The organism is Mesorhizobium sp. LNHC229A00, from assembly GCF_000502415.1.
Lineage (GTDB): Bacteria > Pseudomonadota > Alphaproteobacteria > Rhizobiales > Rhizobiaceae > Mesorhizobium.
The window spans coordinates 1-414 of the sequence record NZ_AYWQ01000194.1 but is presented as its reverse complement, the minus strand read 5'-3'; the positions used below and the strand labels follow the sequence as shown (position 1 = coordinate 414).

Below are 414 nucleotides of genomic sequence, written 5' to 3'. Positions count from 1 at the left end.
AATGGCGAGCAGGAGTTGTTCCTGGGGACAAACGAATCTACTTACATCCCCTGCGGCCATAAGCATCGGCTCGAGAACCCAGGCAGAATTGACCTGGTTATCATTGAAGTGCAGAGCGGCGATTATCTCGCCGAGGATGATATCGTTCGCTTCGACGACGAATATGGTCGAACGTAGATATCAGCACAAAAATCTGCGAGCCGTCGCTCGAGGATCTCTGTCGTGGGTTCTTGGCATGACATTTGAGCCTGTCATAGTTCCGCCCCGCATTCAAATCACCCACTCCATCGTGGTCGAAAATATCGATGAGCGCTTGACAGCGCGCCGTCCGCGGTAACGAAGTCGTCCGATCTTTCTTAGGCGGACGCTCGCGATAGCCGTTGCGCTGGGCCGTGCGCAACGGGTTCTTCTTGC

The 414-nt window shown here is 54.6% G+C and carries 1 pseudogene; it reads left to right on the top strand.

The features are described from left to right. A pseudogene (cpsB, locus tag X742_RS1000000173685) lies at positions 1-177 on the top strand (mannose-1-phosphate guanylyltransferase/mannose-6-phosphate isomerase); the annotation flags it as partial. Between the last annotated feature and the right edge of the window lie 237 nt (positions 178-414).